The organism is Bacillus sp. YC2, assembly GCF_019891195.1.
GTDB lineage: Bacteria > Bacillota > Bacilli > Bacillales > Bacillaceae > Bacillus.
Genome location: NZ_JAHXDO010000004.1, coordinates 212,978 through 235,755 on the forward strand (window position 1 = coordinate 212,978; position 22,778 = coordinate 235,755).

Sequence of the window (22,778 nt, forward strand, 5' to 3'; positions counted from 1 at the left end):
TTTTAAATGAGTATTTTATATTGGCTGATAATCGCCGTTGTTTTTGCCGTCGCTTTTATCGGCCTTGTATATCCGGCGATTCCGAGCGTTATCTTTATTGTGGCCGGATTTATCCTTTACGGATTTTTGTTTTCATTCAGTCCATATTCCTATCTGTTTTGGCTCGTTGAAGCAGTCTTTGCCGCGGTTTTATTCGCCGCCGACTATGTGTCAAATTTACTTGGCGTCAAAAGGTACGGAGGGAGCAGGGCTGCCATCTGGGGAAGCACGATCGGCTTATTGATCGGACCGTTTGTCATTCCCTTGGCCGGAATTATTTTAGGCCCGTTTATCGGAGCTGTCTGCGCTGAGATCTTTGTTCATCAAAAGGATATGAAATCAGCGGTGAAAGTCGGATTAGGGTCATTAATCGGATTTTTAACGAGTGTCGTCGCCAAAAGCGTCATCCAGCTTTTTATGATCGGGTATTTTTTGTGGACGGTGCTGTAAACGGCTTACGGAAGGTTTAACGGCAGGCATTATCGGATAAAGTGTATTATGTCTGCTGGAATCGCTGAATTGTGAGCTTTTTCATTGATTACCACGCTTTCTTTTGTTACATTGAAATTAGAAAAGTTCGCTAAAAGCGGCATTTCAGTACATATATTTAAAGGAGGAAAAAATTATGGCTTACAAACTTCCAGAACTGCCTTATGCTTATGATGCTTTAGAACCGCATATTGACAAGGAAACAATGACGATTCACCATACGAAGCACCATAACACATACGTAACGAACTTAAACAAAGCGATCGAAGGATCAGCGCTTGCAGAGAAATCTGTAGACGAGCTTGTCGCTGATTTAAACGCAGTGCCGGAAGACATCCGCACGGCAGTCCGCAACAACGGGGGCGGACATGCAAACCACTCTTTATTCTGGACTCTTTTATCTCCAAATGGCGGTGGCGAACCGACAGGAGAGCTTGCTGAAGAGATTAAAAGCGTATTCGGAAGCTTTGATGCATTCAAAGAAAAATTCGCGGCAGCAGCTGCAGGCCGTTTCGGCTCAGGCTGGGCTTGGCTTGTTGTAAACAATGGAAAACTTGAAATTACAAGCACGCCAAACCAAGATTCACCGCTTTCAGAAGGCAAAACGCCTATTCTTGGTCTTGATGTTTGGGAGCATGCTTACTACCTGAACTACCAAAACCGCCGTCCTGATTACATTTCAGCTTTCTGGAATGTTGTAAATTGGGATGAAGTTGCCCGCCTTTACAGCGAAGCAAAATAAATCCAAGCACAACAAGGTCTCCCTGGTGAGGCCTTGTTTTTTTATTGACTTTTATTCCTTTTACATATCTCGGTTTGAGTGAGACAAACTAATGTGTAGTAAAGGGGAGTCAATGATGAGCAAATTAAAAAAAGTAATTGGCGACATCGAAATAAATAAAGGTCTGCTGCTATTATTGACGATTGGCGGCCTTTACTCACTGGGCATCGCGCTGTCAAATACATTTGTCAACGTGTATTTGTGGAAGCAGTCAGGAAAATTTATTGATTTAGCCATATACAATTTATCGATTGTGACGATGCAGCCGTTAACCTTTCTTTTGGCCGGCCGGCTGGCCAAAAAAATAGACAGGGTGTTTATCCTCAGATTCGGCGTTATTTTTTTGGCCGCCTTTTATTTAAGTGTACTGCTTGCCGGGGAGACCGCTGCTTCACGTCTTGTATTGATAGGTGCAGTGCTTGGAGTGGGATACGGTTTTTACTGGCTGGCTTTTAATGTGCTGACTTTCGAAATTACAGAGCCTGAAACGAGAGATTTTTTCAACGGGTTTTTAGGCATTCTGTCATCGACGGCGGGTATGATCGGTCCGATTGTAGCTGGATATGTCATCTCAAAGCTTACAAATAATACGGGTTATACGATCATTTTCAGCCTGTCTCTCGGTCTATTCGCCCTCGCCGTCGTGATGAGTTTTTTTCTGAAGCGCAGAGAATCAAAAGGGCGGTTTATGCTGAAAAAGGTTTTTGATGAGCGGCATACGAATATGAATTGGCGGCGGATTACCAATGCGCATTTTTTTCAGGGCTTGAGAGAAGGGATTTTTGTCTTTTTGATCAGCGTATTTGTATTTATTGCGACGAACAGTGAGCTGGCGCTCGGAACCTTTGGGCTTGTCAATTCCGCCGTTTCTTTTTTTGCTTACTATTTCGCTTCGAGGCTCATTAAAAAAAGATCGAGAAAAAAGGCGATTCTTCTCGGAGGATTGATTTTGTACGGCGCGCTGTTTCTCATCCTTTTTCACATGAGTTTCACCACTCTCCTCATATACGGAGTGTTTATTGCGATCGGCTATCCGGTGCTGCTCGTGCCATACGTCTCGCTTACATACGATGTAATAGGACGGGCGCGGCTGGCCCGAAAGGCGAGAATTGAATACATTGTGCTCAGAGAATTATTTTTAAATGCAGGTCGAATCGTTTCGATTCTTTGCTTTCTCCTTATCGTTACGCTGCTGAAAGAGGATGTGGGGATACCGACGGCGCTCGTTTTGCTCGGAGCCGGCCACCCGCTGATTTACTACTTCATAAAAGATATCAAGCTGGACACGGAAACCTCTGATGAAACAGTGGAAGAAGACCGTCAAAAACGGGCCGCTGAACCGAATTTTATAAAAGGAGAAAGATAAAAGGGGTTATCTGTAGAAAAATATCGAAAAAACCTTTAGAATGAAAAATGGCACCTGAATTGAGGGTGTCATTTCTTTCTGTAAATAAGAAAAGGTGATGTCATGAGGAGAAATAAAAATAAAATAGCAGGAAATAAAGAAAAGAAAAAAACACTGCCGATACGGCTTAATCTATTGTTTTTGGCCGCGTTTCTTATTTTCACTTGGATTATCGTAGAGCTTGGCATCAAGCAGATCGTCCAAGGCGATGATTATAAAAATGCCGCCAATAAACAGGAAGAATCCGATGTCAGCACGGCGGTTCCGAGAGGGAAAATATATGACCGGAACCTCAATCCCATCGTAACGAATAAAGCTTTAAATGCGATTACATATACACGCTCCACCTCAACCACTCAGGCGCAGCGTTTAAAAATCGCGAAAAAGCTGTCCGGGATGATTAAGGTAAGCACCAAAAAGGTGACAGAGCGGGATAAAAAAGATTATTGGATTTTAACAAGGCCGAAAGAGGCAAAGAAACTGATTACGGCCAAAGAACAGCAAAAAGTTGAGGACAAAAAGCTTTCTGACGATGACTTATACCAGCTTCAGCTTAAACGCATCACGGACAAACAGCTGAATGAGCTCACCTCAAAAGACATGCAGATCTTAGCGATAAAAAGGCAAATGGACTCAGGGTATTCACTGACGCCGCAATACATCAAAAATGAAGACGTGTCGGCAAAAGAAATGGCCGTCGTCAGCGAGCATTTAGATGAATTGCCGGGGGTTGATGTGACGTCTGACTGGGAGCGGTCTTATCCTTATAAAAGCCTGATTCGCACGCTGCTCGGCAGTGTATCCAGTTCTAATGAAGGCCTTCCGTCCAATTTGCTTGAGCATTATTTGTCACTCGGCTACAGCCGTAATGACAGGGTCGGAAAAAGCTATTTAGAGTACCAATATGAGAGTCTGCTGCAGGGCCAAAAAGAGAAAGTGCAGAACCTGACCGACTCATCCGGCAATGTCACGGGAAGCAAAGTGATAACGAAAGGACAGGCCGGCAAGGATTTAGTTTTAACTATTGATATGGACTTGCAGAAGTCCGTTGAAAAAATTATTGAGAAAAATTTAAGAGCAGCAAAAGCAAGACCGAGCACAAAGCTGCTGGACCGCGCATTTGTCGTTATGATGAATCCGAAAAACGGTGAAGTTCTGACCATGGCGGGTAAACAGATTACGAATGATCACGGAAAGTACAAGATTGATGATTATGCCCTCGGCGCAATGACGTCCTCCTATGCGATGGGGTCAGCCGTTAAGGGAGCGACTGTATTAACGGGACTCCAAACGGGCGCGATTAATTTGAACACCGTTTTTCAGGATGAACCTTTGTATTTCAAAGGGAGCAGTAAGCCGAAAAAATCGTGGACGAATTTAGGACCGGTAGATATTCAAAAAGCGCTCCAAGAATCATCAAACGTTTTTATGTTTAAAACAGCGATTGCTCTCGGTAAAGGAGAATATAGAAAAGGCCAGTCGCTGCCGCTTGATATGAAGGCATTTGATACGTTCCGATATTACTTCAATCAATTCGGACTTGGCGTTAAGACAGGAATTGATCTTCCGAATGAAGCAACCGGGTATCAAGGCACACAAAGAATTTCCGGTCTTCTATTAGACTTTGCGATCGGCCAGTATGATACGTACACACCGCTGCAAATGGCGCAATATGTATCAACGATTGCCAATGGAGGCTATCGTTTAAAACCTCAGCTTGTGAAAGAAGTCAGACAGCCGAATGCCAAAAAAGGAATCGGGGCTGTAGTTGAATCTGTTCAGCCTCAAGTATTAAACAAAATCGATATGAATACTACAGATATCAAAGAAGTGCAGGCAGGGTTCAGACGTGTAATGACAAAAGGAACAGCCGCCACTGATTTTGCAACCGCAAAATACAGTCCTGCCGGAAAAACAGGTACGGCCCAATCTTTCTATGACGGTCCTGACAAATCAGAGACGGGTGAAGGTACTTATAATACAACCCTTGTTGCTTATGCACCTGCTGATAACCCGGAAGTAGCCATTTCTGTAGTCGTTCCTTGGGCCTATATTGATTACAGTGCCCGGTACTCGATTACAGATGATATTGGGAGAGCAGCATTAGATAAATACTTCGAGCTGAAAAAGAAACAAGAAGATGATAACACGAAGCAAAAAAACGAAGATAAAATTCAAAAAGCAGCTGAAAACGGCAATACAAGTAACTAAAAGAAAAACGCTCACAACATGTGGGCGTTTTTTTTTATACAAAAAACATTTAGATTTACAAAACCTTTACATTCGATTTATACGCTTTTTACATGAACCCTTTAGTCTATACGTGTAGGACAAATTACACATTATACGCAGGGGGAATTCAGGAAATGAAAAAAAACAAATGGATGCTTATGCTTCTGATGGCTGCTGTTATGATCGTGGCTGCAGCATGCGGAAATGCAAAGGAAAGCAGCAAGACAGACAGTCAATCTGCAAGTGAAGACAAAAAAGCATCAGGTTCTTTAACCATTTCTGGTTCATCAGCCATGCAGCCGTTAGTACTGGCAGCGGCGGAAAAGTTTATGGAAAAAAATCCGGATGCTGATGTGCAGGTGCAAGCGGGGGGTTCTGGCACAGGGCTTTCTCAAGTAGCCGAGGGTGCGGTTCAAATCGGTAACTCAGACGTCTTTGCCGAAGAAAAGGAAGGCATTGATGCTAAAGCCCTAAAAGACCACCGTGTAGCGGTAGTGGCAATGGCTGCTGCAGTCAACCCCGGTACGGGTGTGAAGGATGTAACGAAAAAGCAATTGACAGACGTGTTTACAGGTAAAATCAAAAACTGGAAAGAGCTTGGCGGCAAGGATCAAAAGATCACGCTAGTCAACCGCCCTGATTCATCAGGGACACGCGCTACGTTTGTCAAATATGCGCTGGACGGCGCAGAGCCGGCAGAGGGCATAACAGAGGATTCCTCTAACACAGTGAAAAAAATCATTGCAGAAACACCGGGAGCGATCGGTTATCTAGCGTTTTCTTATATAAACGATGACAAAGTAACCCCTTTATCAATCGGAGGCATCAAACCGGAAGAGAAAAATGTCGTAACCGGAGAATATCCGATTTGGGCTTACGAGCACTCTTATACGAAAGGTGAAGCGTCAGGCCTTACGAAAACATTTCTCGACTATTTGAACAGTGATGAAGTACAGAAAAGCGTCGTGAAAGATCAGGGCTACATTCCGATCTCAGATATGAAAGTCACACGGGACGCAAGCGGCAAGCAAAGCTGAGGGGAGGGCGGGCTTCCCGCCTCTCTCATTTATAGGAGTGTAAACAAATGATAAATCATAGAGAAAAAGAGTCTGTAAGCGAACGCTTAATCCGCTCAAAGCAAAACAGGCAATTGGATGAAGTCCGGGGAAGAGTGATTGTGTCGGTTTGTGCGGCAATAATCATTCTCGCATCAGCTGCGATTACAATCTTTCTCGGCATAAAGGGGCTGCAATCTTTTTTTATAAATGGTGTAAGCCCGATTGAATTCTTAACAAGTCTGAATTGGAATCCAACCCAGTCAAAACCTGAGTTCGGCGCGCTGCCTTTTATTTTCGGCTCATTTGCCGTTACGGTTCTTTCCGCTCTGATCGCGGCGCCTCTCGGTATTGCGGGTGCCGTTTTTATGACGGAAATTGCGCCGACATGGGGGAAAAAAGTGCTTCAGCCGGTCATTGAGCTGCTTGTCGGCATTCCGTCTGTCGTTTATGGATTCATAGGTCTTACAGTATTGGTTCCGTTTATCGGCTCTTTTAAAACGAGCGGAACGGGCCACAGCTTATTGGCAGGAACAATCGTGCTTTCCGTAATGATTCTGCCGACGGTCACATCGATTTCTGCCGATGCGCTCGCGTCACTTCCGAAGCATCTTCGTGAAGGTTCATATGCGCTTGGTGCGACGAGGTGGCAGACAATCAGAAAGGTGCTCATCCCGGCGGCGTTTCCGACCTTGCTGACCGCTGTCGTTCTCGGGATGGCAAGAGCGTTCGGAGAAGCTCTGGCTGTACAGATGGTGATCGGGAATACAAAGCTCCTGCCGGAAAGTCTGCTTGATACGGCGGGGACATTAACAACCATCATCACGTTAAACATGGGCCATACCACATACGGCAGTATCGAAAATAACACATTATGGTCTATGGGGCTTGTTCTTCTCGTCATGTCGTTTCTGTTTATTTTACTCATACGCTACTTGTCATCTAGGAGGAAAGTGTAATGAACCGGAAAGTAACGGATAAATTGGCGACCGGTGTATTCGGTTTATGTGCCGCTGTCATCGCGGCAATTTTGGCAGGCTTGTTTCTGTATATTATCATTCACGGTGTTTCTGAACTCAGCTGGCATTTCATCACAACAAAATCAAGCGCCATTGCGTCAGGCGGAGGAGTACGCGATCAGCTGTTTAACTCCTTTTACATTCTGTTTTTGACGATGCTGATCACGATCCCGCTCGGCGTAGGGGGCGGCGTGTTTATGGCTGAATACGCCCCGCAAAATAAAATCACTGATTTTATCAGAACGTGTATTGAAGTTCTGTCTTCTCTCCCGTCAATTGTCATCGGTATGTTCGGTATGCTGATGTTTGTGAATCTGACAGGGTGGGGATACACCATTATCGGCGGCGCGCTCGCATTAACCGTCTTTAATTTGCCCGTTATGGTGCGGGTGACAGAAGGGGCGCTCACGGCAGTGCCAAAGGAACTGAAAGAAGCCTCTCTCGCTTTAGGCGTGTCCAGATGGCATACCGTGAAGACCGTCATGATTCCAAGTGCGATTCCTTCAATTATGACAGGGGCGATTTTAGCATCAGGAAGAGTTTTCGGGGAAGCGGCAGCATTATTATTTACGGCGGGGCTGACGACGCCTCGGCTGAACTTTACTGATTGGAACCCGTTTTCTGAAACGTCTCCTTTTAACATTTTCAGACCGGCTGAGACGCTGGCGGTTCATATATGGAGTGTCAATACTCAAGGTATTATTCCCGATGCGGAAGCGATTGCTAACGGCGGCTCAGCAGTGCTCGTCATTTCGGTGCTGCTGTTTAATCTTTCGGCAAGATGGCTCGGATCAGCTATTTATAAGAAGCTTACGGCAAATTAATTGAAAAGAGGCGGAAACATGATTGACCACATCGTAAAGGAAGAAGCGGAACAGACAATGTTAGCGCCGGGGACTTCGGTTTTGGAGGTTAAGGATTTATCCATCTTTTACGGCGAAAAACGAGCGGTCCGGCATGTAAACATGGATATTGAAAAATATGCGGTCACTGCCCTTATCGGTCCGTCCGGCTGCGGCAAATCGACGTTTCTGAGGCAGATCAACAGAATGAATGATTCTATACCGTCTGCCAAAAGCGAAGGAGAAATCCATTATGAGGGCCTGAATATTTTAGGAGAGGCGATTAATGTCGTGCAGCTCAGACGGGAAATCGGAATGGTTTTTCAAAAACCGAACCCTTTTCCAAAATCGATTTACAATAACATCACGCATGCATTACGGTATGCGGGAGAACGAAGAAAGGCCGTGCTGGATGAGGCGGTGGAAGAAAGCTTAACGAAGGCGGCGCTTTGGGATGAAGTGAAAGACCGCCTGCACTCGTCAGCCCTTTCGTTATCAGGGGGCCAGCAGCAGCGGCTGTGCATTGCGCGAACGCTTGCCATGAAGCCGGCCGTGCTTCTTCTGGATGAACCGGCCTCTGCTCTTGACCCCATTTCAAACGCCAGAATCGAGGAACTTTTGACAGATCTAAAAAAAGAATATTCGATTATTATCGTTACACATAACATGCAGCAGGCTTTGAGGGTCTCAGACCGCACGGCTTTTTTTCTAAACGGAGAAGTAGTGGAATACGGGCAGACAGAACAGATTTTCACGAGCCCTAAGACGCAGAAGACAGATGATTATATTAACGGGAAGTTCGGATAGGAGGAAGGGCTGTGAGCGTTGTGAAAGAAGCTGTAAATACACAGCATTTGTATGAAATTCGCGGGATGAACGTATGGTACGGCGCCCATCACGCTTTAAAAGACATAAATATCGGTTTTGAACAGAATAAGGTGACTGCCATTATCGGGCCGTCCGGCTGCGGCAAATCTACTTTTATTAAAACATTAAACTTAATGCTGCAAATGGCTCCGAACGTCAAAGTGACGGGGGATATTTTTTATAACGGGCGCAACTTACTGAAGGAAAAAACAGATGCAGCAGAATTAAGAAAAGAGATCGGTATGGTATTCCAAAAAGGCAATCCGTTCCCGCAATCTATCTTTGAAAATGTCGTATACGGACCGAAAATTCACGGTGAAAAAAACAAGAAAAAGCTGCTTGAAATCGCAGAGGAGTCTTTGAAGGCAGCGGCGCTCTGGGATGAAGTGAAGGATCGTCTGCATCAGCAGGCGCTTTCGTTATCAGGGGGCCAGCAACAGCGTCTTTGTATCGCGAGGGCGCTGGCGACAAAGCCGGATGTGCTATTAATGGATGAACCGACGTCTGCTTTGGACCCCGTTTCGACCCGGAAAATTGAAGAGCTCATTTTGAAGTTGAAAGAAAATTACACCATTGTCATTGTGACGCATAATATGCAGCAGGCAGCGAGGGTCTCTGATCAAACCGCGTTTTTCTATATGGGAGAGCTGGTAGAGTGCAACGATACGGGCAAAATCTTTTCGCGGCCGGATCATCAAAAAACACATGAATATATAACCGGAAAATTCGGCTGAAAAAGGAGGGCTTGGTCAGATGACCGGGCCCATTTTGATTTTCCGTTCATTAAAAAAAGCCTGTCGGCCGTATCCACCTGAATGGATGATGCCAGCAAGCCTTTTTAGCGGGTTAATGTTTTGACAAGTTTTTTGAAGCTCATACCTGAATCTACTTTAAAATGGCCGGCGCGGATTTCTTTATGATAGCCCGCGTCAATCACATAATCATTAAAGTCTTCTGCAGAAGGAATAATTCCTTCTTTTTCAAGAATGGACGACACATCAGCGGTGCTCATTCCGTCTTTAATCGTCAGTTTATATGTTTTCTTTTCTTTTTTTGTATCTGAGTTTTGGTCTGTGTCTAAGGATTTTTCTTTTGAATCAAGCAGTTTTTGATAGTCGTCCCGGTTGACCGAAACCTTTTGCTGAGAGTCGAGGTAACTGTTTACTTCTTTTTCGGTCAGCGCCGTTTTTTCAGTTTTGACGGCAGACGCTTGGTCATTGTCAGTCAAATAAAAGACAGCGGCGAGTACGGCAGTCGCTAAAATGATGCCAGCGGCAAAAGCCTGAATGCCCCGTTTCGTCATACGAGCACCTTCTCGTTGTCTTTTATAATCGTATTGACATCCTCGACAGACACGTGCTCTGCTTTTGCGATGGCCTCAGCGGACATCCCGTTGTTGTATTTTGAAATGATTTGTTTGGCGATTTTTTGGTTAATGCCGCTGCTTTTTGCTTTGCGGATGACCAGATTGGTTTCCAGTAATTCTTCTTCAAGCACCGTCATTTTCTTTTTTAACTTGTAAATTTCCTGCATGGCGGAGAGCTGAAGCGTTTCAAGCTCCTGTTCTACGTCTTTCATCGGATCTCTTTGAGAATATGAGAATGCAATAAGCGCTATACTGACGATAAACAACGCAATAATAGCAATTTCCACGTTTCATCACCTTCTATAATTAATTTGCCCTTCTTTTTTATACCATAAAACGCCGGCATTCAAAAGGAATTAGAGAAAAAAACGGAAATTTGTCGAGAAATCTTTTGTGTTTGGCTCATAACCGTTTGCTTCACTATAACATTCGCAGTAAAAAGCCCTTTTTTGACCTGTTTCGTCATTTTTTGTCATCGCTTTGCGGCGGGACGGTTTCAGCATCCTGAGGATGATCTTATGGTTTCTTCTTAATAAAAAACATTTCATTCAAATCAGCTCTAGCTTTCCGTCCATTATAGTGGTATTATATATAAGTCTGAATAAGTAAATGATATTTAGTTTGGAGGGAAAATAATGCGCGTTAATATTACTTTGGCTTGCACTGAATGTGGTGAGCGTAACTATATTTCTAAAAAGAACAAACGCAACAATCCAGACCGCGTTGAATTTAAAAAATATTGCCCACGTGATAAAAAATCTACGTTACACCGTGAAACAAAATAAGCTGTTTAATAACGGTGACAAAAGCTGGAGCTTTGATAAAAGTTCTGGCTTTTTTGTCTTTCAGGAGGCTGAGAAACGTGAAAGCACAAATCCGAAAAAAAATAAAAACAAAGCTTTCAGACATAACAGAAAGTGAACGGGAAGCCAAATCCCTGATCATACGAGAAAAGCTTTTTTCTTTAAAAGAATGGGAACAAGCACGCATGATCGCCATCACCATCTCGAGAGGCCTGGAAATCCCGACGCGGCCGATAATTGAACAGGCTTGGAAAGAAGGAAAACAAGTGTGCATTCCAAAATGCTCACCAGGTACAGGAGCCATGCAGTTTCGCACCTTCTCTTCAAATGATCAGCTTGAAACCGTTTATGCGGGTCTCAGTGAACCGATCGTAAGCCGGACGGAGGAAGTGAAGCAAAAGGACATTGATCTGGTGATCGTGCCCGGCGTAGGCTTTGACCGGGAAGGCTTCAGAATCGGCTATGGCGGAGGATATTATGATCGTTTCCTGGCCGGTTATAATGGGCCTGCGGTTTCACTTCTTTTTGCTTGCCAGCTCACAAATGATATTCCCCGAATGCCCCACGATATTCCGGTTGACATTTTATTGACCGAGTGTGAAACCATCACCTGAAATTTTTCTCCCGCTCAGAATAATTATCGTCATTTAACAAACGATAGGGGCAGGAGGGATATTATGAAAAAGTTGTTGATCTATTCATTATGCGCCGTTTCTGTTTTTGCTGTTTATCAAAATCGCTACCGTCTTATGAACAGCGTGCTCAGCCAGCCGAGAATCAGACAATCGTTTATTCACTTCTTTTTAAAGATACCGTTCATCAGAAATAAATTTATTCAGCAGGCATTTTAAAAAATCCCGTTTTAAAGCGGGATTTTTTCATTTTTTCACGCGAAAAAACCTGCCGGCGATTGCAGCCGGCAGGCGTTACCGTTTTGTCAGGTTTTTTTGAGGAACCCGAGCAAGATTGAAATCATTGGAGAGAGATAAAGGAAAAAGGTAAACGGTAAATAGTCTATGACAGAAACCCCTAACGCGCTTGCCATAAAAGCGCCGCTTACGCCCCAAGGAATCAATGGATTGATCAATGTCCCGCCGTCTTCAAGCGACCGGGCCAGATGGACCCGTTTAATATTGAGCCTGTCATATAACGGTTTATATGACTGCCCCGGAATTAAAATCGATAAATACTGCTCGCCTGTCGCGAGATTCACTCCTATGCTTGAGCAGACCGTCGCCAGCACGAGCCTTCCTTTCGTATGGACGCCTTTTGTCAGACCTTGTAACAGTGCAGAAATCAAACCTGTTTTTTCCATCAAGCCGCCAAGAGCGAAAGCGATCATGATCAGAGAGACGGATCCCATCATGGATTGGAGCCCCCCTCTGTTAATAATGCTTGCAACCGCCTGACTGCCGGTTTTAAACATCGTGCCGTTTTGAAGGGCGGACATGAATCCCTGAATACTGCCATCAGGAATAAAAACAGCTGTCAGAAGGCCTGAAGAAATAATGCCGGCAGTAAGCACTGGAACCACCGGAATCCGTCTGACCGCAAGCACGATCACCAAAAGAGGAGAAAGCAGCGCCCAGGGAGTGACGTGGGCGGCCTCTTTAATGCCGGTAATGACAGCTTCAATGTTCTGAGTTGAGGCAGCATTCGCAGAAACGGATAAACCGAGAAAATAAAAGAGTACAATTGTAATCAGTAAAGCCGGGACGGTTGTGCCCATCATATGGCGAATGTGCGTAAAAATCGGAATTTCGCCAATTCCGGCGGCAAAGTTGGTTGTGTCGGACATGGGTGACATTTTATCACCGAAGCAAGCCCCGCAGATTACTGCCCCTGCCGTCCATTCAAGCGGAACTCCCGCCGCGCTGGCTACCCCTAACAGCGCAACACCGATTGTACTGACTGTTGTCAGGCTGGAACCGACAAGCGTGCTGATGATCATGCAGGAAAATAATGCGGTCAAAAGCAGCTGGCTCGGCTGAATAATCGATAAAGCGTAAACGGTAACTGTCGGAATGGCGCCGCTGTACATCCACGCGCCGATTAAAACACCGATCAGCGCCAGCACGATAATGGGCTGTACACCGTTTTTAATCCCGTTCACTATCCCTTTTTCAAGGCTCTCCCATGAAAAGCCGTACCATAAACCGGCCGCTGAAAGAATGACGATGCAGAAAAACAGCGGAATATGCGGCTCGGTATGAAAGAAAAACAGACAGGAAATAATGACTGCTAACATCAAGAGAAATAAACTGATGGCTGAAATGAAAGTCAGCCTTTTTTCTGGTTTCAAAACAACACCCCATCAAATCAAAACTTTAATCCTTTTGTGCTTTTGGGCACGAAAGTATTGTAACAGAAAAAAGCAGAAATGCGTGTTTTTTTACAATTATGAATATAAAATGATCGAAATAACCCAAGGATATTTTCTCCATGCGTTTTTTGCTTGACGCACGGAACAGAGATGAAATACGCTTACTTTATGAAGAAAAGAAATGGTGAAGAAGATGAATACATTTTATGACGTACAGCAGCTGCTAAAGTCATTCGGGCATATTGTATATTTTGGTGACAGAGAAGCGGAAATTGATTTTATGAAAGATGAATTAAAGGAGATGTACTTGTCGAACGTGATTGAAAGAGAACTGTGGCAAAAGGCCGCAAGTGTTCTCCAGCAGGAATCAGAACGGATCAAAAGACAGGTAAATAGCTGGTTATGATAAGAAAAGGAGACAGTTATGGAAGAGACATGGTTTGCGGGTATTGATCTGGGCGGAACAACCATCAAGCTGGCGTTTATTAATATGTACGGCGAAATTCAGCATAAATGGGAGGTTCCGACCGATAAATCGGGAAATACAATTACAGTCACTATAGCAAAGACCATTGACCAAAAGCTGGAGGAATTGAACATGCCGAAACGAATGGTAAAATGGATCGGCATGGGAGCGCCCGGCCCTGTCGAAATGGCGACAGGAATGGTCTATGAAACAACGAACCTGGGGTGGAAAAACTATCCCCTGAAAGATCATATTGAGGCGGAAACGGGCATCCCGGCCGTCATCGAAAACGATGCCAACATCGCCGCACTCGGAGAAATGTGGAAAGGAGCCGGCGACGGGGCAAAAGATGTCATTTTGGTTACTCTCGGTACGGGAGTCGGCGGCGGCATTATCGTGAATGGAGAGATTGTTCACGGAAAAAACGGCGCCGGCGGAGAAATCGGCCACATTTGCAGCATTCCGGAGGGCGGGGCTCCGTGCAACTGCGGAAAGTCGGGCTGTATTGAAACGATCGCGTCCGCCACCGGTATTGTCAGGATCGCAAAAGAAAAGCTTGGAGCGGCCGAAAAGTCGACGCTGTCCCAGGTACGCCATCTGACGGCCCGTGACGTATTTGAAGCGGCAGAGCAACAGGATGAGACGGCGTTAGAAGTCGTCGATTACGTAGCAAAGCATCTCGGGCTTGTGCTTGGAAATCTGGCAAGCGCCATGAATCCGACAAAAATTGTGCTCGGCGGAGGCGTTTCAAGAGCCGGTGAGCTTCTGCGGGCAAAAGTGGAAGAGACTTTTAAAAAAACCGCTTTCCCGCGTTCAGCAGAAGCTGCGGACATTACTATTGCGTCGCTTGGCAATGACGCCGGAGTCATTGGCGGGGCGTGGATTGCCAAAAATGAATGGCTGAAACATCAAAACTGCTGACAGAAAGTCTGCCTGCCCATAAAAGCGGGCGGCTTTCTTTTTTTATCCCCTCTGTCATATAGTAACAAAAAAAGGGGGATGAAAATGGCGGGAATTCGTGTAAAGCCTGAAGTAAAACAAAATATGTCTGACGTTGCCCAGCTGCTTCACATTGATGAAAGGCTTCTGGCAAGCGCTAACGAAACGGCGAAAAGCGATGAATTATTCTGTCCCGGGTATGTCATAAATAAGCATTCAGACGGTGTAATTGAGACGCTGAGTGAGCTGTCCCGTTTTACCGGCACCTGCAAAAAAATTCTTCCTGCTGATAACTGGCTGAAGGAAGAAAGGATTTACGGCGCTCAAGCGGCAGAAGCAGAAATAAAAAACATAACAGCCGTCTTTCCATTTGTCACATGCCGGCAAATCGGCTTCTCCGTTCTAGGCAAACCGCTGTATGAGCTGAGGGCAGGAGCGAATACAGCCCCGAAAAAAGTGCACATGAACGCATCTTTTCATGCCAATGAATGGATTACGACGTCTGTTGCGCTCAGATGGTTTAAAGAATACTGTGCGGCATTATGCGAAAATAAAACCGTATTCGGGTATTCTGCTATTGACATATTCAGCCGGACATCATTGTCTTTCGTCCCGATGGTGAACCCGGACGGTGTTGACCTTGTCCTTTACGGAAGTGACGCTTTATCGGGTGAAAGTGAATGTCTGTCTGCTTTGAATGAACACCGCCCTGATTTTCGCGAATGGAAGGCCAATATTAACGGTGTCGATTTAAATAAACATTTTCCTGCTCATTGGGACATTGAACGCCAGCGCAAACCGAAGGCTCCGTCATACCGTGATTTTCCGGGCACTGCTCCGCTGACCGAACCGGAGGCAGCAGCCATTCACCGTCTGATTACGGAAGAGCCGCCTGACAGACTGATCGCCCTTCATACACAGGGGGAAGAAATTTATTGGGGATACATGGGGATTGAGCCGGAAGAATCGTGTCAAGTTGTTCGGGAGTTTGAAGCAATAAGCGAAAACCGCTATCAAGGCATAAGGGATATCGACAGCCATGCCGGCTTCAGAGATTGGTTTATTCAGCAATATGGAAAAGAAGGCTATACAGTTGAACTCGGGAAAGGAAAAAATCCTTTGCCTTTTCATATGTTTGCTGATATTTATAAAGCGACGAAAGGAATTTTATGGAGGTCGCTTATTTTTTGAGTCACAGATGAAATTTCTCATTTGTTTACATAAACAAATATGGGACAATAGAAAAGAATGGGGGGAAGGCTGGTGAGATATTTGTCTTTTGTTCTGCTGTCCGCATTCGCTTTGTGCTTAGCGGCCTGTGAACCATCTCATCAGCAGCATGACACAGGCGTATCGGCGAAATCAGCAGAACAGAAAATCATTCCGCTCAGCAAAAATGAAGCGGAGAAAGCGGATGGATGGGTGGATGACCGGACCATTGTTTATACATCGTCTGATAATGCGCATCATCGGCTGTTCACATATGACCTGTTTAGCGGCAAATCAAAAAAGCTTTATGAAACAAAGGGCCATATTGTCAATGTGAAGATTAACCAGAAAGAACAAATGATTCTCGTACAGGTTACATACAGCGGGCGGACCGAGCTGGTGCTGTTAAACAGGCAAGGTGACAATCTGTATCACCAATCGTTTAACACATATGAATTAGAGACCGCTTGGAATCCGTACGACCCGTATAAAATGATGATTACGGTTTTTACTGAAACCTGGGACTTTAAAACCTACACGGCAGATCTGAAAAACCGCATGCTGCGAAACAGCCCGGTGCAAACCCCTTTTATCCATTGGACGTCCTCTAAAGGATTTCAATATATCAAACAAGGGAAAAGCGATAAAGAGGGCCTTTTATATTCGTACGATTTACAATCAAAAAAAGAGAAAAAGCAGCTGGATCACGTCATTGCAGCCGATTCATATTTAGGGATGACGGTTGCTGTCAGACAAACAGGTGAGTTTATTTTTCAAGCGCCGCAAGCCGTTACACACCGCTTCCCGCTTCAAATGAAATATGAGAGCCCGGCACCGATGGAATATGATTACGATCAAATACATAAGCGGTTTTACACGTTTAAGCCTGACGGCCGTTTATATAAGCTCATCGTTTTTGACCTGAAGGATGAAAAGGAGCGGACGGTGCTTGGGCATGCGGCAATGGAGCCGATTCAGCTTTCTCCAAACGGGGAATATGCTTTATACGGTTACACATATGACCGTGTGATTTCACTGGCAACAGGTATGATGGAACCCATCATAACAAATGAAAAAGGAGTTTGAATACAGATGGCCATTGCAGATGTAACAATTATTCCGATCGGAACTGAGACACCGAGCGTCAGCGCGTATGTAGCGGACGTTCAGAAAATATTGGAGGGATATAAAGCAGCAGGGAAAATCAAATTTCAGCTCACTCCGATGAACACATTAATTGAAGGGGAGCTGAGCGACCTTTTTGCGGTGATTCAGGACATTCATGAAGCTCCTTTCCAAAAAGGGCTCCACAGAGTGGCGACCAATATCCGCATCGATGACAGAAGGGATAAAGAAACGACCCTGGAGAGTAAAATCATAAGCGTCAACAAACATTTGCAGCAATAAAAAATAAACCTGTATCCTATTGGATACAGGTTTTAATGTACAGTCGGATAGCCGCTGTTTACAACGGTCATAACGGCAAACCAGCCAAACACGCACAACGTGGCGCCGGCAAATAGAAATCCCAGTATATTTCTCTGTCTGACAGCCCGCAGGACTCCTAATACAGCTAATAACGCGACAAGGCCGAAGATTACAACAAGTAACATCATGCGCCTCCTTTGTCATTGGGACCTGAAAATCTTTCCATTTTATTTTAACCGTTTTCATTTTGTTTGTCGATAGCGTTTTGGGCATGCATTGATTGAATCTTCTGCTGAAAACCTTCATAATAGGGGCATATACATAAAGAGGTGATGAAAGTGAAATGGAGACGGATGCCGGCAGGCCCCATTCAGGCAAATGCGTATTTTCTGATCAGTGAAGATCAATCATGTCTCATTTTTGATCCGGGCGGCGAACCGGATAAAATCAACAATTACATAAAAGAAAAAAATCTGAAGCCGCTGGCAATCTTGCTGACCCACGCCCATTTTGACCACATCGGCGCGCTTGACGATGTAAGAGACAAATGGAATGTGCCTGTTTACCTTCATAAAAATGAAGAAAAGTGGCTGGAAGACCCTTCATTAAACGGGTCGGGAATTTTACGGGGCATCGCCGTAACGGCACGTCCCGCTGAGCGGCTGATTGAAGGAGACGGCGCACTTGACATCGGGCCGTTTCATTTAGAGACTTTGTTTACGCCCGGACATTCACCCGGAAGTGTTTCTTATTATGTGAAGGACGCCGATCTGGTGATTTCAGGCGACGTGCTCTTCCAGGGAGGCATCGGCCGCACTGATTTACATGGGGGAAGCCAAGAAGTTTTGCTTAAGTCCATCCACCAAAAGCTGCTGACGCTGCCGGAGCATACGCTTGTGTTAAGCGGGCACGGCCCGGAAACAGACGTACAGACGGAACAGGAGCAAAATCCGTTTATCAACGGATTTTCCTTATAAGAGAAAAAGAGACAGACCGTTATCGGTCTGTCTCTTTTTAGATCAGTGGCTCCCGCCGCCAGGTGTCATAATAAAAATAGAGTAATATGTAAATCCGGCGAAGAACACGGTTAAGTACGCTCCGAAAATATAAATATACATCCGTTCAGTTAAATTTAAATAAGAAAGAAATACGAAAAAGATCGTCTGTCCAAAAAACAAGAGAGATGCGTCCTTCATATCACCTAAAAAAAACATGACTGCAAAAATTCCCGTCCAAAATCCTAACACCCGGAACATGCGATTCATTCCTTATCCCCTCCCGAGAGTCTATCTGTCATCATTATAATAGATCGGCAGTAAAAATGTAAACATTTTCATGATTATATTTATTGTGGAATTTATGTCTTTCCCTGTGTTCTTATGATATGCCGTCCTTTTAAAAAAGAATCTGAAAAACTTTTTGAAATGAGTTTAACGAAAAAAAGTTCAGGGTACTTATGTTAACAAAGAGACGGATCATTTGAGGGAGGAATTTTTAAAAATGAAAGATCTTATTTTTTACTCATATCCAAGCTGCACATCATGCCGAAAAACAAAGCATTGGTTAAAAGCCCACAAAATTGATTTTAATGAACGCCATTTATTCAGGGAGACACCGACAATCGATGAATTAAAGCACATTCTATCTTTAACGACAGAAGGAATTGATGAAATTTTAGCAACGAGAAGCCAAACCTTTAAAAATCTGAATCTGAATATCGAAGAAATGACTGTAAATGAAGTGCTGGAGCTGTTAATTGAAAAACCGAAGCTCTTGCGCCGGCCGATTCTCATCGATCATAAAAAACTGGTAATCGGTTATAATCCCGGAGAGCTGATGAAGCTCACAAAGAAAAAAACAGTACATCAATCTGTATCATAAGAGAAAAACGAAGATCCGCTGATCAAAATATCAGCTAATCTTCGTTTTTTCGCGGTTGGCAGACTGGGCTAGCTGGATTCGAACCAACGATCACGGAGTCAAAGTCCATTGCCTTACCGCTTGGCTATAGCCCACCGACAGTAATTGTAGTATGTGCGGCCCGAGAGCTTTTATACATAAAAAATAACGAAAACAAGAATGGAGGAGACCTATGGAAAAATTAAATGAAGCGTTATTTCAAGCATTAACAGACGAATCCGGGGGAATTACACATCAATGGCTGCTGACGGCGGCAGGTCAGCGGGAATCACCGTCCGGGCGGAACACAGCTGATCAGAACGCGGAAAAAAGGCACCGCCTCTTACTGACAATCGTCGCAAAAGCATTAGTCGGAAAAAAAGAGGAAAAAGAGGAGCTGACCATGTGGGGGCTGCAATTTGCAAGGGACCGCGCCGTCCATGAGGTGCCAGTGTATGAAAGCATCGGCCGTCTTAAGGAATTTCGAACCCTTGTCTGGAAACGGATACAGACATGCAGCCAAACCATGTCAGAGCAGCCGTCCAATGAAGCTGTTTTTCAGTGGGGCGAGCGGCTGAATCAGGCAATCGACCACATTATCGAAGTATTTACGGAGGAATATCATAAAGTCACAATTACTCAATTAAACGCACAAAAAGAAATGATAAATGAATTAAGCGCCCCGATTATGCCGATTGCAGAGGGCATTGGCATTTTGCCGCTTGTCGGCGAGATTGACACGTACCGGGCAAGAACCATTTTAGAATCAGTGCTTGAGCAATGTGCCTCGTTACGGCTTTCCTATTTGTTTTTGGATATTTCCGGCGTGCCGATTGTTGATACGATGGTAGCCTATCAAATTTTTAAAGTCATCGACAGCACAAAACTTCTCGGCATTGAGACGACGCTTTCGGGCATCCGTCCGGAAATCGCACAAACCGTTGTGAAGCTCGGCATTGATTTTTCTAAAGTCAGAACGGAGCAAAGCTTGGCGAAGGCGTTATCAAAAAACGGATTTATCGTTCAAGAATCATAAAGAATCAGAAAAAAGCTGAATGGCTAAAAAGAGGAGTTACCTCTTCCAGCTATTCAGCTTTGTCAGCTTCGATTGTGATAATATGGTGGCTGTCAATTTCTTTGACCGTAAATGTGAATCCGTCACATTCTATCGTGCTGCCCGGTTTTGCATCAATATACTGAGTGAGAAACCAGCCTCCGAGAGTGTCAACTTGGTCAGCAGCAATCTCTGTTCCCAGCAGGTCATTGACGTCGCTGATCAGCAATTTGGCGCTCAGGATATAGCGGCTGTCACTGAGCTTTTGCACAGAGGACGTTTCATCTGTATCAAACTCGTCCCGGATTTCTCCGACGATCTCTTCAATAATGTCCTCTGCCGTCACTAATCCTGCGGTTCCGCCATACTCATCAATAAGGATAGCCATATGGGCGTGTTCCTTTTGCATTTTGACGAACAATTGATAAATCGGGATCGTTTCGATGACATGGATGGCGGGCTGAATGTAAGGGCTGAGCTCATGTTTCGTAAAAGCAGCCCCTCCTGATAAGAACTTGAACAGCACCTCTTTAATATTTATGATACCGACAACATGGTCTTTATCTCCCTTAACGACGGGGTAACGGGTATATTTATTTGTTTTGATAATGTCTCGAAGAATATGTCCCGATCCGCTTTCTAAAGGCAGGCTCACCATTTCGTTCCGGGGCACCATAATTTCTTTTGCGGTGCGCTTATCAAATGTAAAGATGTTATTTACATAGTGCAATTCGCTTTTTTTAATCATGCCGCTGCGGTAGCTTTCCGCCAAAAGCACTCTCAGTTCCTCTTCCGTATAAGCCATTTCATGTTCGGAAGCGGGTTTCAGCCCGAACAGGCCTGTAATCAGCCGGGCGGAATGGTTGAGAAGCCAAATGAACGGAAACATCAGCTTATAAAACAAAATCATCGGTCTTGCAAACAAAAGCGTAATTCGTTCCGCTTTTTGAATGGCAAAACTTTTCGGCGCCAGCTCGCCGATGACGACATTCACATATGTAACCAATAAAAAGGCGATGATAAGCGATAAAACATGTGACACGGTTTCATGTAAGCCTGTCTTTAAAAAAAGAGGCTGAATCAAAGCCCTCACTGTCGGTTCTCCAAGCCAGCCGAGCCCTAAAGCCGTTACGGTAATTCCTAATTGGCATGCTGATAAATATTCATCAAGATGAGTGATGACATGCTTTGCCGCCTTTGCTCCTTTCACTCCTTCTTGGATAAGCTGGTTCATGCGGGAACGTCTTGCTTTAACAATTGAAAATTCAACGGCGACAAAACATGCCGTTAACAAAATAAATAGTGTAATGACTGATAGTTTGATTATATACAATGGAACGCCTTCCGCGCAGGAAGGCTTGCACCCCCCTTTTTTCGGATTAATACCACTGTATAAAGCTGATCAAACATGCTGGCTTGTTTAACCCTCTTCAATTTGGGCAATTAAAAAAGAAATGAATACAGGAGGTTGCAGCATATGAAGATTTATTCGGGTGACGACTGGTTGTGGTATCAGCTCGGGCCCCACGAAAAAACAGAAGCAAAAAAACTTATCCATTTTACCCACTGGCCGCAATGCGAAAAGTGGTTTGAAAACGAAAATCATATTAACTTTTTACGCTCTGATACAAATGACCCGAATAATGAAGCGGTTTTCGGCTCCTTAATCTATCATCAAGGAATAAAAGACGAAAAGGATCACACCGTGGTGCATTTTTACATTACAAGGAAATTCTTTTTTACGATTAATTTTGATTTTTCTATTCTTCGCGGTGTGAAAGAAAAGCATGCTACGCAGCAAATCAAAACCTGCGGGGACGCGATTGAAGGTTTTTTTGTCCTGCTCGGTGAGCTGATGAATTCATACTTAATCGGACTGGATGAGTTTGAAGTCAAGCAGCGGATTCTGAAATGGCAGATTCACGATGACAACAGCAAAGGAATTCTGGAAAATGTGCATAAACTGCGCCATGAACTGTTCATTTGGAAAGGGTTAACCTTAAACGCTAAAAAAGTGGAGATGGCATTAAAAGAAGCCTTTCTGCCGAAAAATGACCAGCAAAAAGATTATCGGCGAACCGACCAAAAAATCACGAGAGGCATTACATATATAAATGAATTTGATCAGGAACTGAGCAACTTGCTGCACGCAGAAGAGGTCATCACTTCACAAAGAGGAAATGAAATTGTAAAAGCCCTGACGATTTTTACGACTCTGTTTACGCCGATGACCGCACTTGGGGCGCTTTGGGGAATGAACTTTGACAACATGCCGGAACTGCATTGGAAGTATGCATATCTCGGATCTATCATACTCATCATCGTTTCCACTTTGCTGATTTATATTTATTTAAGGCATAAGGGCTGGACGGGTGATATTCTCAAAGAGCAGCAAAAGAAATATTTTCATAAAAAAAACACCCGCTGATTTATGGTCAGCGGGCTGAATGAGCAGGCAGCAGCCCTGCTTTTTTTATTAGCCAAAATCGCTGAATGGAAGGCTATTTATGCGGGTTAATTGATTTTAACTGGTTTATTTTTGTTTTTTCATACTGGATGCAT

27 protein-coding genes and 1 tRNA gene are annotated in these 22,778 nt (G+C 44.5%); 21 read left to right on the forward strand and 7 right to left on the reverse strand.

Features of this window, described 5'->3' with window-relative positions; translation table 11 throughout:
- Positions 1 to 6: 6 nt before the first annotated feature.
- The 9 genes from KY305_RS09385 (at position 7) to pstB (KY305_RS09425) (ending at position 9,463) form a co-directional block, all read left to right on the forward strand.
- Positions 7 to 489 carry a DUF456 domain-containing protein gene (locus KY305_RS09385; RefSeq protein ID WP_223062291.1) on the forward strand — a complete coding sequence of 161 codons (483 nt, stop codon included), beginning with the start codon at positions 7 to 9 and terminating at the stop codon, positions 487 to 489.
- A gap of 175 nt (positions 490 to 664) precedes the next feature.
- A complete protein-coding gene (gene sodA / locus KY305_RS09390; protein ID WP_214798420.1) occupies positions 665 to 1,270 on the forward strand; it encodes a superoxide dismutase in 606 nt (201 codons plus the stop codon).
- Between the two features lie 115 nt (positions 1,271 to 1,385).
- Complete coding sequence (locus KY305_RS09395; RefSeq protein ID WP_223062292.1) at positions 1,386 to 2,675, forward strand: MFS transporter; 1,290 nt, start codon at positions 1,386 to 1,388, stop codon at positions 2,673 to 2,675.
- A gap of 102 nt (positions 2,676 to 2,777) precedes the next feature.
- A complete protein-coding gene (gene pbpA / locus KY305_RS09400) occupies positions 2,778 to 4,925 on the forward strand; it encodes a penicillin-binding protein 2A (protein WP_223062293.1) in 2,148 nt (715 codons plus the stop codon).
- 155 nt (positions 4,926 to 5,080) lie between these two features.
- The gene (locus KY305_RS09405) at positions 5,081 to 5,983 is read left to right on the forward strand and encodes a phosphate ABC transporter substrate-binding protein (RefSeq protein ID WP_223062294.1); all 903 of its coding nucleotides are present in this window, start codon (positions 5,081 to 5,083) and stop codon (positions 5,981 to 5,983) included.
- Between the two features lie 47 nt (positions 5,984 to 6,030).
- A complete protein-coding gene (gene pstC, locus KY305_RS09410) occupies positions 6,031 to 6,960 on the forward strand; it encodes a phosphate ABC transporter permease subunit PstC (RefSeq protein ID WP_223062295.1) in 930 nt (309 codons plus the stop codon).
- Positions 6,960 to 7,844, forward strand: coding sequence for a phosphate ABC transporter permease PstA (gene pstA / locus KY305_RS09415; protein ID WP_223062296.1), 885 nt, complete (start codon positions 6,960 to 6,962; stop codon positions 7,842 to 7,844). Before pstC ends, pstA begins: the two co-directional genes overlap by 1 nt.
- A gap of 18 nt (positions 7,845 to 7,862) precedes the next feature.
- A complete protein-coding gene (gene pstB, locus KY305_RS09420; RefSeq protein WP_223062297.1) occupies positions 7,863 to 8,669 on the forward strand; it encodes a phosphate ABC transporter ATP-binding protein PstB in 807 nt (268 codons plus the stop codon).
- 11 nt (positions 8,670 to 8,680) lie between these two features.
- Positions 8,681 to 9,463: a phosphate ABC transporter ATP-binding protein PstB gene (pstB, locus tag KY305_RS09425; RefSeq protein WP_223062298.1), complete on the forward strand. Its 783-nt coding sequence runs from the start codon at positions 8,681 to 8,683 to the stop codon at positions 9,461 to 9,463.
- Between the two features lie 104 nt (positions 9,464 to 9,567).
- Here the strand turns inward: pstB (KY305_RS09425) and KY305_RS09430 are convergent, their stop codons facing one another.
- Entirely contained in the window at positions 9,568 to 10,032 is a 465-nt protein-coding gene (locus tag KY305_RS09430; protein ID WP_223062299.1) for an MltG/YceG/YrrL family protein, read from the reverse strand.
- Positions 10,029 to 10,382, reverse strand: coding sequence for a hypothetical protein (locus KY305_RS09435; protein ID WP_003153047.1), 354 nt, complete (start codon positions 10,380 to 10,382; stop codon positions 10,029 to 10,031). Before KY305_RS09435 ends, KY305_RS09430 begins: the two co-directional genes overlap by 4 nt.
- Positions 10,383 to 10,730: 348 nt before the next feature.
- On the opposite strand from KY305_RS09435, the gene rpmG reads away from it, so the two are divergent.
- The 3 genes from rpmG to KY305_RS09450 all read left to right on the forward strand — a co-directional run bounded on the left by rpmG (position 10,731) and on the right by KY305_RS09450 (position 11,749).
- Positions 10,731 to 10,880: a 50S ribosomal protein L33 gene (gene rpmG / locus KY305_RS09440; protein WP_003153056.1), complete on the forward strand. Its 150-nt coding sequence runs from the start codon at positions 10,731 to 10,733 to the stop codon at positions 10,878 to 10,880.
- A gap of 77 nt (positions 10,881 to 10,957) precedes the next feature.
- Positions 10,958 to 11,512, forward strand: a complete 555-nt coding sequence (locus KY305_RS09445; protein ID WP_223062300.1) for a 5-formyltetrahydrofolate cyclo-ligase — start codon at positions 10,958 to 10,960, stop codon at positions 11,510 to 11,512.
- Between the two features lie 63 nt (positions 11,513 to 11,575).
- Positions 11,576 to 11,749: a hypothetical protein gene (locus KY305_RS09450; protein WP_156476226.1), complete on the forward strand. Its 174-nt coding sequence runs from the start codon at positions 11,576 to 11,578 to the stop codon at positions 11,747 to 11,749.
- An 86-nt stretch (positions 11,750 to 11,835) separates the two neighbouring features.
- Here KY305_RS09450 and nhaC read toward each other — a convergent pair whose 3' ends face one another.
- Entirely contained in the window at positions 11,836 to 13,200 is a 1,365-nt protein-coding gene (gene nhaC, locus KY305_RS09455; protein ID WP_223062301.1) for a Na+/H+ antiporter NhaC, read from the reverse strand.
- Positions 13,201 to 13,402: 202 nt separating this feature from the next.
- On the opposite strand from nhaC, the gene KY305_RS09460 reads away from it, so the two are divergent.
- The 5 genes from KY305_RS09460 to KY305_RS09480 all read left to right on the forward strand — a co-directional run bounded on the left by KY305_RS09460 (position 13,403) and on the right by KY305_RS09480 (position 17,242).
- Entirely contained in the window at positions 13,403 to 13,627 is a 225-nt protein-coding gene (locus tag KY305_RS09460; RefSeq protein ID WP_223062302.1) for a YqgQ family protein, read from the forward strand.
- 18 nt (positions 13,628 to 13,645) lie between these two features.
- Complete coding sequence (gene glcK, locus KY305_RS09465; protein ID WP_223062303.1) at positions 13,646 to 14,608, forward strand: glucose kinase GlcK; 963 nt, start codon at positions 13,646 to 13,648, stop codon at positions 14,606 to 14,608.
- 84 nt (positions 14,609 to 14,692) lie between these two features.
- Positions 14,693 to 15,817, forward strand: coding sequence for a M14 family metallopeptidase (locus KY305_RS09470; protein WP_223062304.1), 1,125 nt, complete (start codon positions 14,693 to 14,695; stop codon positions 15,815 to 15,817).
- Between the two features lie 72 nt (positions 15,818 to 15,889).
- Positions 15,890 to 16,921, forward strand: a complete 1,032-nt coding sequence (locus KY305_RS09475) for a YqgU-like beta propeller domain-containing protein (protein WP_223062305.1) — start codon at positions 15,890 to 15,892, stop codon at positions 16,919 to 16,921.
- 6 nt (positions 16,922 to 16,927) lie between these two features.
- On the forward strand, positions 16,928 to 17,242 hold the full coding sequence (locus KY305_RS09480) for an MTH1187 family thiamine-binding protein (protein WP_223062306.1): 315 nt from the start codon (positions 16,928 to 16,930) through the stop codon (positions 17,240 to 17,242).
- Between the two features lie 32 nt (positions 17,243 to 17,274).
- Here KY305_RS09480 and KY305_RS09485 read toward each other — a convergent pair whose 3' ends face one another.
- The gene (locus KY305_RS09485; RefSeq protein WP_064485276.1) at positions 17,275 to 17,448 is read right to left on the reverse strand and encodes a DUF2759 domain-containing protein; all 174 of its coding nucleotides are present in this window, start codon (positions 17,446 to 17,448) and stop codon (positions 17,275 to 17,277) included.
- Between the two features lie 153 nt (positions 17,449 to 17,601).
- Here KY305_RS09485 and KY305_RS09490 point away from each other — a divergent pair, with 153 nt between their 5' ends.
- Positions 17,602 to 18,240 (forward strand): MBL fold metallo-hydrolase, encoded by a 639-nt coding sequence (locus KY305_RS09490; RefSeq protein ID WP_223062307.1) that lies wholly within the window; start codon positions 17,602 to 17,604, stop codon positions 18,238 to 18,240.
- A 42-nt stretch (positions 18,241 to 18,282) separates the two neighbouring features.
- Here the strand turns inward: KY305_RS09490 and KY305_RS09495 are convergent, their stop codons facing one another.
- Positions 18,283 to 18,528, reverse strand: a complete 246-nt coding sequence (locus KY305_RS09495) for a DUF2626 domain-containing protein (protein ID WP_061527523.1) — start codon at positions 18,526 to 18,528, stop codon at positions 18,283 to 18,285.
- Positions 18,529 to 18,763: 235 nt separating this feature from the next.
- Between KY305_RS09495 and KY305_RS09500 the strand changes: the two genes are divergently transcribed.
- Positions 18,764 to 19,144: a Spx/MgsR family RNA polymerase-binding regulatory protein gene (locus KY305_RS09500; RefSeq protein WP_223062308.1), complete on the forward strand. Its 381-nt coding sequence runs from the start codon at positions 18,764 to 18,766 to the stop codon at positions 19,142 to 19,144.
- A gap of 63 nt (positions 19,145 to 19,207) precedes the next feature.
- On the opposite strand, the gene KY305_RS09505 is transcribed toward KY305_RS09500, so the two are convergent.
- Positions 19,208 to 19,278, reverse strand: a tRNA-Gln gene (locus KY305_RS09505).
- Between the two features lie 77 nt (positions 19,279 to 19,355).
- Between KY305_RS09505 and KY305_RS09510 the strand changes: the two genes are divergently transcribed.
- The gene (locus KY305_RS09510; RefSeq protein WP_223062309.1) at positions 19,356 to 20,198 is read left to right on the forward strand and encodes an STAS domain-containing protein; all 843 of its coding nucleotides are present in this window, start codon (positions 19,356 to 19,358) and stop codon (positions 20,196 to 20,198) included.
- A 49-nt stretch (positions 20,199 to 20,247) separates the two neighbouring features.
- On the opposite strand, the gene KY305_RS09515 is transcribed toward KY305_RS09510, so the two are convergent.
- On the reverse strand, positions 20,248 to 21,549 hold the full coding sequence (locus KY305_RS09515; RefSeq protein ID WP_223062310.1) for a hemolysin family protein: 1,302 nt from the start codon (positions 21,547 to 21,549) through the stop codon (positions 20,248 to 20,250).
- A 144-nt stretch (positions 21,550 to 21,693) separates the two neighbouring features.
- Between KY305_RS09515 and KY305_RS09520 the strand changes: the two genes are divergently transcribed.
- Positions 21,694 to 22,644, forward strand: coding sequence for a magnesium transporter CorA family protein (locus KY305_RS09520; protein ID WP_223062311.1), 951 nt, complete (start codon positions 21,694 to 21,696; stop codon positions 22,642 to 22,644).
- Positions 22,645 to 22,778: the final 134 nt, after the last annotated feature.

Coding starts and splice junctions, on each gene's coding strand:
- KY305_RS09385 (WP_223062291.1), top strand. CDS start 7: ATGAGTATTTTATATTGGCTGATAATCGCCGTTGTTTTTGCCGTCGCT.
- sodA (WP_214798420.1), top strand. CDS start 665: ATGGCTTACAAACTTCCAGAACTGCCTTATGCTTATGATGCTTTAGAA.
- KY305_RS09395 (WP_223062292.1), top strand. CDS start 1,386: ATGAGCAAATTAAAAAAAGTAATTGGCGACATCGAAATAAATAAAGGT.
- pbpA (WP_223062293.1), top strand. CDS start 2,778: ATGAGGAGAAATAAAAATAAAATAGCAGGAAATAAAGAAAAGAAAAAA.
- KY305_RS09405 (WP_223062294.1), top strand. CDS start 5,081: ATGAAAAAAAACAAATGGATGCTTATGCTTCTGATGGCTGCTGTTATG.
- pstC (WP_223062295.1), top strand. CDS start 6,031: ATGATAAATCATAGAGAAAAAGAGTCTGTAAGCGAACGCTTAATCCGC.
- pstA (WP_223062296.1), top strand. CDS start 6,960: ATGAACCGGAAAGTAACGGATAAATTGGCGACCGGTGTATTCGGTTTA.
- pstB (WP_223062297.1), top strand. CDS start 7,863: ATGATTGACCACATCGTAAAGGAAGAAGCGGAACAGACAATGTTAGCG.
- KY305_RS09430 (WP_223062299.1), bottom strand. CDS start 10,032: ATGACGAAACGGGGCATTCAGGCTTTTGCCGCTGGCATCATTTTAGCG.
- rpmG (WP_003153056.1), top strand. CDS start 10,731: ATGCGCGTTAATATTACTTTGGCTTGCACTGAATGTGGTGAGCGTAAC.
- KY305_RS09450 (WP_156476226.1), top strand. CDS start 11,576: ATGAAAAAGTTGTTGATCTATTCATTATGCGCCGTTTCTGTTTTTGCT.
- KY305_RS09460 (WP_223062302.1), top strand. CDS start 13,403: ATGGTGAAGAAGATGAATACATTTTATGACGTACAGCAGCTGCTAAAG.
- glcK (WP_223062303.1), top strand. CDS start 13,646: ATGGAAGAGACATGGTTTGCGGGTATTGATCTGGGCGGAACAACCATC.
- KY305_RS09470 (WP_223062304.1), top strand. CDS start 14,693: ATGGCGGGAATTCGTGTAAAGCCTGAAGTAAAACAAAATATGTCTGAC.
- KY305_RS09480 (WP_223062306.1), top strand. CDS start 16,928: ATGGCCATTGCAGATGTAACAATTATTCCGATCGGAACTGAGACACCG.
- KY305_RS09485 (WP_064485276.1), bottom strand. CDS start 17,448: ATGTTACTTGTTGTAATCTTCGGCCTTGTCGCGTTATTAGCTGTATTA.
- KY305_RS09495 (WP_061527523.1), bottom strand. CDS start 18,528: ATGAATCGCATGTTCCGGGTGTTAGGATTTTGGACGGGAATTTTTGCA.
- KY305_RS09500 (WP_223062308.1), top strand. CDS start 18,764: ATGAAAGATCTTATTTTTTACTCATATCCAAGCTGCACATCATGCCGA.
- KY305_RS09510 (WP_223062309.1), top strand. CDS start 19,356: ATGGAAAAATTAAATGAAGCGTTATTTCAAGCATTAACAGACGAATCC.
- KY305_RS09520 (WP_223062311.1), top strand. CDS start 21,694: ATGAAGATTTATTCGGGTGACGACTGGTTGTGGTATCAGCTCGGGCCC.